Origin of the sequence: Methylotetracoccus oryzae, from assembly GCF_006175985.1 — a bacterium.
In the GTDB taxonomy this organism is placed as follows: Bacteria; Pseudomonadota; Gammaproteobacteria; order Methylococcales; family Methylococcaceae; genus Methylotetracoccus; species Methylotetracoccus oryzae.
This window is the reverse complement of record NZ_SRSH01000010.1, coordinates 172842-183872: the sequence shown is the minus strand read 5'-3', so window position 1 is coordinate 183872 and position 11031 is coordinate 172842. Positions and strand designations below refer to the sequence as shown.

At 59.0% G+C, this 11031-nt stretch carries 6 protein-coding genes; all 6 read right to left on the bottom strand.

The window, feature by feature from the left end; translation table 11 throughout:
* Window positions 1-135 precede the first annotated feature (135 nt).
* Window positions 136-2997 carry a BPTD_3080 family restriction endonuclease gene (locus tag BWR02_RS12080; protein ID WP_139558009.1) on the bottom strand — a complete coding sequence of 954 codons (2862 nt, stop codon included), beginning with the start codon at window positions 2995-2997 and terminating at the stop codon, window positions 136-138.
* A 13-nt stretch (window positions 2998-3010) separates the two neighbouring features.
* A complete protein-coding gene (locus BWR02_RS12075) occupies window positions 3011-5251 on the bottom strand; it encodes a site-specific DNA-methyltransferase (RefSeq protein WP_236102194.1) in 2241 nt (746 codons plus the stop codon).
* 14 nt (window positions 5252-5265) lie between these two features.
* A complete protein-coding gene (locus BWR02_RS21290; protein WP_236102188.1) occupies window positions 5266-6189 on the bottom strand; it encodes a hypothetical protein in 924 nt (307 codons plus the stop codon).
* Between the two features lie 132 nt (window positions 6190-6321).
* Window positions 6322-8592 carry a S8 family peptidase gene (locus BWR02_RS12070; protein ID WP_236102186.1) on the bottom strand — a complete coding sequence of 757 codons (2271 nt, stop codon included), beginning with the start codon at window positions 8590-8592 and terminating at the stop codon, window positions 6322-6324.
* Between the two features lie 258 nt (window positions 8593-8850).
* Window positions 8851-9834: an AAA family ATPase gene (locus BWR02_RS12065; RefSeq protein WP_139558007.1), complete on the bottom strand. Its 984-nt coding sequence runs from the start codon at window positions 9832-9834 to the stop codon at window positions 8851-8853.
* Between the two features lie 312 nt (window positions 9835-10146).
* Window positions 10147-10659: a retropepsin-like aspartic protease family protein gene (locus BWR02_RS20890; protein WP_162560120.1), complete on the bottom strand. Its 513-nt coding sequence runs from the start codon at window positions 10657-10659 to the stop codon at window positions 10147-10149.
* Window positions 10660-11031 lie beyond the last annotated feature (372 nt).

The following is an 11031-nucleotide window of genomic DNA, read 5'->3' as shown; positions in this document are numbered from 1 at the left end:
TCGTTCACTTGAACCCGGACCAGACCAACACGCCTGACCACCCTGACAAGGAGCTGACCCAACCGTCCCAAAAAGCCGCATGAAGCTTAAGCACCGAGGCGACAACTACCTTGAAAACTTCCGCCGCCGTCCAGTTCATAATCCCTCGCCAATCGGCTCACGGTGCCCCGCAGTCATTGAGTGATGCTTGATCACATCGATCAACCTCGATGGTTCACCCTTGACTACGTCCCAGCACCAGGTACCAAATCCACCGCGGTCGTTGACGGCGCGCACCCAGGCATCGAGCGCCAGGCGCTTGCTACGGTTCTGGTCCGAATCCTCGCCCTTGATCTCCAGCACCATGAATTTGCCGTTGGCCAGGCGAATCAAGAAGTCGGGCAGGAAGCGGCGCTTGCTGCCGCGCCATAGGTAGTAGATCTGGAACCCCAGATGGTCGTTCTTGGCGTAGGCCGCTACCTCGGGCCGCTGTTCGAGCAGTGACGCCGTGTAGTGCTCCCAGGTGCTGTCGGCCACCGCGTGGCTGATCTGCGACTTGCCCGTTTCGAGACAGGGCTTGGTCGAATACCAGGTGCGCATCAACCGCGTCGAGCCAATGGGAAACTCGGGATCGAACACCGGTTCCAGGCGTTCGGTGTTCTGCTGTTGAATCTGCGCGACAACGTGCTGAACCACCACGTCGATGGACAAGGCGATCAGGATGCGCTTGCGGAGCGGGTCCTGATGGAACAGCGACGGAATCTCCAACTGGTCCGAATTGAAAAACTGCTCGACCAGCCGCACCAGTTGCTGGATCAACAGTTCACGTCCGCCGGCGAAACCGTGTTCGAGGCTGGCGAGTGCCTTGCGGGCGGCCAGGAACAGCAACCGTTGCAGGCGAAACTCCTCTGGCAGCGCCTCCAGGTCGATCGACACCGCCTTTGACAAATCGGCCGCGCCGCCCAGCGCAGGTGCTAGATCGGCGCTCACATGGACCAGCGCCGGATCGATCTTCAGCGGCGGCATCTGGGACCAATCGATCGTCAGCGCTGGCCGCACCACCACGTCCACCCGCAGCACATTCGGCCAGGCAATTTCCAACTCGGCGCGGTCGGGGATCGATTCGATCTGCGTGCTGGGCTTCGGGGGCGGCGGCGGTTTCCCATCGTCGCCGACATCCTGAAAGATCGAGAGCGGCACCCCGAACACATTGACGAATTCGGCTCGGAACAAGTCGCGGGTTTGGCCGTCCGGGCACACGACGGGCTCGGTGTCGTAGGACACACGCCGTAGCCCGCGACCGATCACCTGCTCGCACAGCAACTGACTGGTGAAAGCCCGGAGCCCCATGATGTGGGTGACATTCTTGGCATCCCAGCCTTCGGACAGCATCGCCACCGAAATCACATTCTGTAGATCCTGGCCGGCCGTGCCGCGTTTGCCGACGTTGTCGACGATGGCGCGCAGCAATTCTTCCTTTTTCAAGGACCGGAGGTCGTCCTTGCGGGTTTCCGGGATGTCGGCAGCGTCGAGGATGGCGTGCAGCACCGCTTCGTACGCCTTGTCGGTGCCGGACGTCTCGCCGATTTCCGCCTTCTCCAGCACCCGCGAATCGACGCGCAAAGTGCGTTCCGGCGCCTTGAGCTCCGGCCAGTAGGCATCGCCTTGACGAAAGAAGTGCTCGATACGCGCTGCCGTTTCGGTGCGATTGCACACGGTCAGCATCACCGGCGGCGACAGGTGGCCAGCATCGCGCCAGGCAATCAGCGTCTCGCGCCAATCGGCCCCGAGCAGGGTATAGGCTTCCTGTACCAGTGAGGGTAAGGCTTCGCTGGGCGCGGCGCCGCGCCGGTTCAGGTCTTCGACGACTTCCGGTTCGCGGTACAGGTGGTACAACTTGCTGCGATAGGTCTGGGCGTTGGGCAAGGCGTTGTCGCGAATCACCACCCGTGGGGTCTTGACCAACCCGGCCTCGATCGCATCGTTGAGGCCGAAATCCGAGACGACCCACTCGAACAAGGCCGCTTCGGTGCTGGTCTTGCCGGTCGGGGCGAAAGGTGTCGCGGACAGGTCGAAACACCGCGAGATCCGGCGCATCTTGTGAATGCGGTCCAGTCCCTCAATCCATCGGGTGGCTTCATCCAGATCGATACCGAGCGCTTCCGCATCCTTCTTGCTGACCTTGAGCTCGGCAGGCTTGCGGTAGGCGTGGTGGGCCTCGTCATTGATGATGGCCAGATCCTTGTAGATCGCCAGCTTGCCCAGCACGCGCCGCACATAGGCCTCGTCGCTCTCGGCGCCCTTCTTGACCACCGAGCGGTCGGGCTCCTTCTTTGGCATCAGGTTGTGCCAATTGTCGATCAGCAACTCGACCTGGTTGAGCTTCTGGCGCAAGGCCTCGTTCGGGCACAGCGAGAACCCGTCGTAGTAATTCTCCGGGTGGCCCGGCAGCAGGACCTGCAAGCGCTCCTTGACCGTCAGGCCCGGCGCCACGATGAAGATCGCGCGGGAGAAATCCCTGTTGCGCTTCGGATAGGTCAGCGCGTTGAGCACCTGCCAGGTAATGATCATGGCCATCACCGTGGTCTTGCCGCTGCCCGTCGCCATCTTGTTGCACAGCCGTTCGAAGGCCCCGCCGTCCCCCGGAATGCCAATGCCTTGCTTGAATTCTGCGGCGCCCTCGACGTGCCAGATCAGGGTCTCGATCGCTTCGAGCTGGCAGAAGTAGAAGGCGTAAAGCCGGGTCGCGTCCGGATCGCGCCAATGCGCCAACAACTGCCGCGTGACCGCCGTGACGCCAGGATAATCCGCCTGCCGCCAGTCATCGACCCGCTGCCGGATGCGGTTGACGAGGTCCAGTTCCACGCCGCGCACGGTGTTATTGCGGGTATCGAAGATCTCATAGCCCGCGGGGCGCCGGCCCTCGACCAGATCCAGCCGGCTGTCGCTGGCGCGCCGCCAATGGTTGGTCGGCCGCTCGAACGGCGAACTGATGATCAGGGACTTGGGAGATGCCATCGCGCCCAAGACTTCAATTCAGCGGGATCACTTTGAGCGATTCGATACCCCGGTCATCGACGATCTTGACCGCGATCTTGCGGTTGTCGCCAACCTCGAACGGCAGGCTGACGGTGCCGTGAAAAGCCGCCAGGCGCGTCTCGTCCAGTTCCGCGCGGATATCCTTCTTGAGCTTCTCCCAACCTTCGCCCTTACCGGCCATCGGAAAAAACACCTGGCGCGGAAACAGGCTGCGCTCATCGTAGTCGGTGTCCAGCAGCCACAGCGCGATCTTGCTCTTACCGCCGGAGACCAGTTCGCCTTTGACGGTATCGAAGTAGTCGAAGCCATGGACTTCGACCTCATACAGACCATCCGCGCGGGTTCGCACCTCGACCTCGGGCTGGCCCATCAGCCAGAAGCTTTGATTGCTGGCGCGAGCCTTCTTCAGATCCTCGGTCAGCAGATCGGTGTTCATCTGCGCCTTCAGCGCGGTGATGCCCTTGATCGCGTCGATGTCCTTGGCCGCTTCCGGATCGAAGGTGAAGGCGCAGAACACGATCATCTTCGGGAGCGGGAACAGGTTGCCGGCCTCGTTCAGCGCATTGGCGACCTGGCGTTGTTCCAGCGCCGCGTGCTCGGGCCCAAAACTGACGACGACGCGCTCGCCACTATCGAGATGTCCGCTGGCGTGCAGATGGCGGAAGTCGGCATCGGCCGGCAGCGCCTCGAGGTCGGCGAACGTGAGCCGCTGCCCGCCCTTGCCGCGGATTCCGGTCTTCAGCAGTTCATCGCGCCATTGATGTTGTCGCCCGCTTTCCCCGGTGCGGGCGATGCTGGTGTCGGCTTCATCCGGACCGCTGGCCTCGTCGAGCGATTTGACGCTCGGGAACGGCACGGCCTCCACCGTGAATGGGCCGCTGATGCGCAGCTTGGTCTTGGAGACGGCCGGCTGGTCATACAAGGTCTCCTGATAGGCATGGGCCGCGATACTGCGGTCCATCTCGCGCTGCATCGCTTGCCGTGCAACGTGAAAGGCGTCGAAGGCGGGCCGCACCGCCTGATCCCAGCCTTCGGGAAAGTCGAAGGGCACTTCCCATTCCGAAAAAGCCTGCTCCGCCGAGCCAAGCGCGAGTTGCTGGCCCTTCCGTGCGCCTTCAGTAACGGTGTAGCGCTGCGCGGGTGGATGGGTCTTGAGGATGTCATTCAGCTCGGACAGCGCCGACGCGATCGCCGGATGTAGCCGTTCGTAGATCGTATCGATGTCGGGATTGTTGGCGATGGACTTCAGTGTGACGTGCGGGACGGTCTTGTAGATGAAGCCGCCCTTGAGTCCCTCATGCGGGTATTTCAGCTCGAAGTAGTCATAGCTGGCCGTCATCAACCGCTGTTTGGCCAGCGTGATCGCGACGCGCGACGTGTCGCAGGTGATCCAGCGACGGCCCCATTTCTCGGCGACGAAGGCTGTGGTACCGGAGCCGCAGGTGGGGTCGAGGACCAAATCCCCGGGGTCGGTGGTCATGAGCAGGCAGCGTTCGATAACGCGCTGGTTCGTTTGCACTACATAGGACTTGTCGTCTGCGAAACCAGCTGTAGTTGTGTCATCCCAGAAGTTATTCAAGGAAAATGCCGGGAAGTCATCGATAAACCGAACGTATGAAAGCGTGTTTCCTAGAGCGATCAACCTATCCGCCCTTACAAGATGTTGCATGCCTGATGTATTCGTCTTCCATCCGCCCTTTGACGGCCGGAAGACCTGACCATATAACAATACGTCGAAGACCGTGGTTTGTCCTACGCGGGTAGTCTGCGAGGTCAAATTGTCGGCACGAAAAATTCTTGTTCCCGGTGGCGGTTGGATTCTTTCTTGTTCATTTGCCCGTAGTCGCGCACCTGACGACGCCAGTTTCCAGGAATAAGCTCCTCCACCCGCTCCACCGGCTTCCTTATCTCTGAAAAGTTGGTGATATTTCACACGCTCTAGATTGCGTGCGAACCAAAGCAAGTAATCTGAGGTAGCGGGCAATACATTAGTTCCTCCCGCAAAGCTGCCGGCGCCAGAAGTTTTTTTGAATGTAATAACAGAAACAAGATTCCTGGCTCCAAATATCTCGTCCAACAACTCTCGCACGTGATGAAGATTCTCATCCGAAATCTGCACGAACAGGCTGCCCGACTCATGCAAGAGCTCGCGCGCCAGCAATAACCGGTCACGCAGGTAAGTCAGGTAGGAATGGATGCCCAGTTCCCAGGTATCCCGAAATGCCTTGATCATTTCGGGTTCCTGGGTCAGGTCCGCGTCGTTGCGGTCCTTGACGTCACGCTTGCCGACGAAAGGCTGAAATTGCTGCCGTACTTGATGCCATAAGGCGGGTCGATGTAGATCATCTGCACCCGGGCGGCCATGCTCTCCTTTTGCAGCAGACTGTTCATGACCAGCAGGCTGTCGCCGGCGATCAACCGGTTCGCCCAACCGCGTTCGTGCCGGTAGAAATCGATCGCGTCGCGCAGCGGCAGGTTTTCAAACGGGGCATTGAACAAGTCGTACTGGAAGGCTGCCACCGCACCCTTGCTTTTGCCCTCCACCTTCATGGCCTTGCGCACGGCCGACAGGATGCTGGCCGGGTCCACCCGTTCGTGGACATGCAGACTGACCGTGTCGATCTCGAAACTCGTACGCTCCGCCTTGCCGGCCCAGTTGAGGTAAGGGGTTTGCCGGCGCTTGAGTTCCTCCAGCGCTTCGCGCATCCGCTCGGCATCGCCGGAGGCCAGCGCCTCGTCGATCAGCGTCTCGATCGCGGCCCGCTGCGAGTCGAATTGAAGGGCCGGATCCAGATGCGGATCATAGGCCCAGCGGGTTTTGTCGCCATCCGGATCGGTGGCCGGCGTGACCATGCCGACTTCCGGATTGTTCTTACGCTTGTCGGTATGGCGGTAGGCGATGATCTGCGCCGCCTGGTCGGCAACAGCCATCCGCGGGCCTGCACGACTTGGGGCACGCGCTTTGACCGCATCAGCCGGTTCTTCTGCAGACGGCGAAATCGTTTGCAAGGTGAAGCTTTCATCCGGCGACTCGACCTGCACCGGTCGGCGTACCGAGCCGCCGCGGCCCTGGCCTTTGAGCAGCAGGCCTTGGGCGATCAGCGTGGTGTGGGCCTCCCAGTAGTCCTGTTCGGCCAGTATGCGACCTTCGGCGGCAAGTCTGGCCTCCATGGCCCGCCGCAAGGCGACATTACCGATTGGGGTGCCATCCGTGGGGACCAGGGACAGCAGGAGTTCACCGAGATCTGGACGCGTAGCGCTTGAATCAGAATCAACGGTCAAAGCGTTCCCCCGAGTTCCTGTTTATGTTTCGACCGAGACGCGTGTTTCAACCAAGTTGGACACAACCGAGTAGATGTCCACTGTTTCATCGGGCACGTCAATGCTCACGATGAGGCTGTAGGAGACATTTTTTTGCCAACGATCGTCAGCCCTACGATACTTCCACCATCCACCGACGGGGTACACAGCGATGGTGTGCATATCCGCAAGTGCAGCAGCCGAGCCAGTCCAGACGTCTGAATGGAGGGAACCACGGGTGCGCAACTGTGGCCCCAGATGCCAGCCATCGGCATCGCCCTCGGGCCCGTCATAGTCATCTGCATCCGCTAATCCATTGATGAACGCGCGGAAGTTCTCCAGGGTCTGGCCGGGACGTATCACCTCAAAACGAAGTCCATGCGACTGGTAGCTAAACCGCCGACGATATCCACGTCTGCCGGGATTCGGCTCGATGAAGTACGACAACGTAACGCGAAGCCTTACCTCCAATTCCGGAGGGAGTTGCAGCAACGACTCAACAGGCCACGGCAACTGATACAGCTGCATTTCGTTCAGCGTTGGGTCGCCGGAATTTCCTGCCTCCGCCTTTCTAGTGAACGGTTGCAGTCGGTCTTGAGCGATAAGCGTCAAAGCGTGATTGGCGCTGTACCGGGCACGCTCCAATTTCGGAACACCATAGCCAACGGTTCGCAGCATCGTCTCTTTTGCGACTTTGTTGCTATGCTGTCTCAGCAGTAATCCAAATCTCTCCCACATACGGTCGGTCCATTCGGCTGAGTGCACCAGCAGGCCGCGTATTGTTTCCGGCCCGTATTCAGGATAGTCACTCATGAGTATGGCTGCCTGGCGAGATACCAAGGCACAGGCTGCACTCGTATCTGCGGTGACTTCGAAGAGCTGTCCGGTGGTTCTACCCGATGTTGTCAACAAGGACACGACATCAGCATCAGTAATCTCGGTATGGTCAGGCGATATCAGCCTATTACCTCCCTCCGCGACGAGATCGGGCTTGTAGGGAGCATGCTTCCGCCACTGCCAGTTCACCGAGGATCGCGATGCAGGCGCGACATCACCGTAGCGCGCGAACGGTGACCATCCCTCAAAACTCGGATCATCGTTGGTTGTCTTCTCAGTGTACGCACCGACCGTAAGCGCATTCCATGCCTGGGCGGGATCCTCGATCTCAGCGAGGTGGACTTGGTCCCAGTAATCGGTGTGCGGCAACACATTTCGATTGTTACCGGCAGAAATCACGAAAAGGCGGGGTCTTCCGTCCGACACACCGGACGTGAACTGATCGATCTCGGCCGACCAAGATGATGGTTGTCCACCCATCCCTTCGGGGTCGGCGGTCACAGCAAGTGAATAAGCTCGGTTCAGCTGTGGCCGCTCAATCTCCAGCTTCGCTGCTGTGCCAACGGTTACAGCGCCATACAAATCCGGATCATTCACACCGATCGGCGGCAGTATGCGTCCGGACTCTATGCGGTGTCTCAGAACAACGGGTTGGTCACTTACCAATTCCGCTTGCAGATCACCAAATGTGGCAAGTCCTGCTTGTCTAGACCCGTGATCATTGAAAGGCGCCAACGGAGTTGCAGGATCAACAGCGTCGAAATACGGCCACTTAGGATTCCAGCGCTCGGCATACGCTGAACTGCAGACAGTGGCTATTATCGAATGCTGATAGTTGACGCCGGCATCAAGAATGGTAACTGCGGTGGATACGCCATCGTCGTACACTATTCGCTGTAACAAATCCTCAGCCCACTGCTGCTGATCTTTCGGCGAAGATTCAACGAATACGGTCGGCGTCTCCCTGGCTCGACGCAGCTCTTCAAGTGATGCGATTAACTCCAGCGCGTCTTCTAACTGGTGTGCAGAAGCCCGGATCAAGACTACGACGCTATCGAAGAAATCGATCGAAGTGTTGCCCATCCGGCCGTTTATCCGGTCCGCAAGACGTCGAGCGATACCGAGAGTATTCTCGTCTAAGCTCCGCTTGTTCAGCCACAGTTCCCACCATATCGCCTGATCCGGGTCATTGGGAAAGTATTGCGGGTCGTCAGTCCAAAATGACTGCAGGTCAGCCAGCTTGATCTGGGCGATACTATCGACTAGGTTGTGGTTTCGTGGCCCAACCTTTCCGTCCTTTTCGGGGTCGAGGTACTGCGCCAGCTTTTTCTGAAAAGCTCGCCGCCTGGGTTCTGGTATAAAAACCAGAGCGACTTCGTGATCTTCCTCTTTGCGGCACGATCGAAGCTTGAAATCGCGCGTATCCAAGCTGTCCAATGGAAGTTCACAGCCTGGGGCACTCACAATCTCTACATAGATCCCGATGTCTTCTGTTATCGGGCTTTCAGCTAGAGCCCGCCGCGCTTCAAATTGGTCAACCAGTGCGCTGTAATGTGACGAAAGATATTGCCCATGCGCGACTCGGTCTTGGGGAGGAATTTGAGGATTCCGCGGTTGCTTTCTGGATCGAAAGTCTTCGTTGTGGGCGAATCCATTAACCAGGATGTGTCGCTTCCATTCGGGCATTGAGTCCCCTTAATCCTTGCCAGTGTGGCGCCGTTCAATAGCCTTGATGACGAGTGACGTTGAGATCTTGCCTGCATGGTGCAGGACAGCCTCCTTCGCGGCGTCCTCAGACGCTCGAGTCACTTCTGCTGCGCTCAATCCTTCTGCGGCAGCCGTGATCTCATCCCACACCAGCGAACCGGTTTCAAACAGCGCCAAGCGGTTCTCAACTAGAGCTTGGATTTGCTCTCTACCTGGTTTTTCAAATCGAATGATGTCGTCAAAGCGACGGTAGAGAGCCTTGTCGAGAAGTTCAGGGTGATTGGTGGCCGCGATGATCACGCTTTCGGAATCATCCTGCTCAACGAACAATAGGAACGAGTTGAGCACTCGTCGAATCTCGCCAACGTCATTTTGAGAGCCGCGCTGGGTTCCGATGGCATCGAACTCGTCGAACAAATAGACGGCGCGGGTCTGCTTGATATGATCGAAAACCAAACGAAGCTTCGCAGCGGTCTCACCCATGAAGCGCGTGATAAGGCTGTCGAGGACGATCGTGTAGAGGGGCAACCGAAGCTCAGTTGCCAGAACCGCAGCGGACATTGTCTTCCCGGTGCCCGGTGATCCTGTGAATAGCAATTTCCTTCGGGCAAAAAGACCGAACTGAGCGAGTCTATCCTTTTGGCGCTGTTCCAAAAGCACCTGGTCGAGGCGCTCGCGAACGGCACGGACCAAGACCAGTTCGCTACCGCGGATCTGAGCGTGAGTCAGCTCCAAGAGGCCTTTAAGGTCCCCCTTGGGCTGTTGAATCAAAGGAGTCGGCTTTGAAGTTGCTGGCCTCAGGTTCGCAGCCGCCTGGGACTTCTCGACCATGGCCTTGATGTCACTAGCCAGTTTGTGATGTCCCTGTCGTGCTTCCTGGGCGGCTACCTGTAAGGCGATAGAATAGAACCGTGGATCATCACGATCCGCGTGACTTCTCAATAAAGCTTTTATTTGTTCAGCGGTCGCCATTCTTGCTTTGCCCTCGACTCGCATGATAAGCGAGTTTGCGACCGAAATTCACGCCGTTTAGTCAGCTACGGGTAGTGCTCTGCCCTAGCACTGCTCAATTCGAGCATCTGCTCGCGCTTCCGGTTGGACGCGACATCCTAGACTGATCCCTCAGCGATCATTGAGCTCCAACACCTCCTGGCTTCGATGACGCCTGTCTCGATCAACAGCGGCAGGCGCAGCGTCGCTTCGATCTGCCGGCCGGTTTTGGCCAGGATCGCGAGGCCGCGTTGTCGGGGCTAAAGGACAGGGTTCCGGGCGCTGATGCCTCGCTCAGCGTCCTTCCATGCATGCCAGCACGCGTGCATCGACCAACTTGTCCGAGCGCATACAGGCCGACAGCGGCCGCTTGAACAAGGGCATGCCCAACATTGGGGTTGACCCAGGCGAAGCCTCAGCAGCGTGCTGCGCGTAGTCGGCCGGCTGCCTCAGGATCAACTGGCCATGGCTCTGCATTAGTTCGAAGCCTCGCAGAGCGCTCATGCCGAGCAACACCGTGTCGTCGGAGTCATGCGGATTGAGGGCGCCCGGGACCTCACGCAGTGCCAGTGGCCCGATCGACAGCTGTTCGATACGGGTCGCATAGTTGCCGACAACTCCATTTGCGGTCCGCACTTTGAAATAGGTACCTCTCGATAGGCCCAAGGCCCCTTTGAGTCGTTCGGGAACCGTGACGAAACTGGCCCCGGTATCGATCAGGAAGCGAACCGCCCGGCCGTTGATCGTCCCCCGCGTAAGATAGTTGCCGTTCGCCTGCGGTGACAGCGCCAGTTCCGCATACCGCACGACAGGCTTGGGACTCGACGGGCCCTGGGGCAACGAGGGATCAATCAGTAGACGTCCGGGTAATGTGGGTGGGGAAGGATTGATGCGCTCTTCAGGGCTCGTCGTTTGGCGTTGCCCAATAGGGGGGCTGGACCGAGCGGGCGAGTGCCTCACAGCGACCGAATGTGCCCTGTTTTCGTAAGCCCATTGCAGGACCAACGACGCTACGAGCAACAGCAGGACCCAGAAGGCGATCCAGCGAAACAGGCCAAGGTCAGAACGCGATCGACTCCTTCTCGCCTGCGCCTGTTTCGCCCATTGCTCGAAGGCGGATGCGGCACGACGTTCTTTGGCCGAACGGTCACCACCCGCGCCTTCGCGTCTGCGCTGACG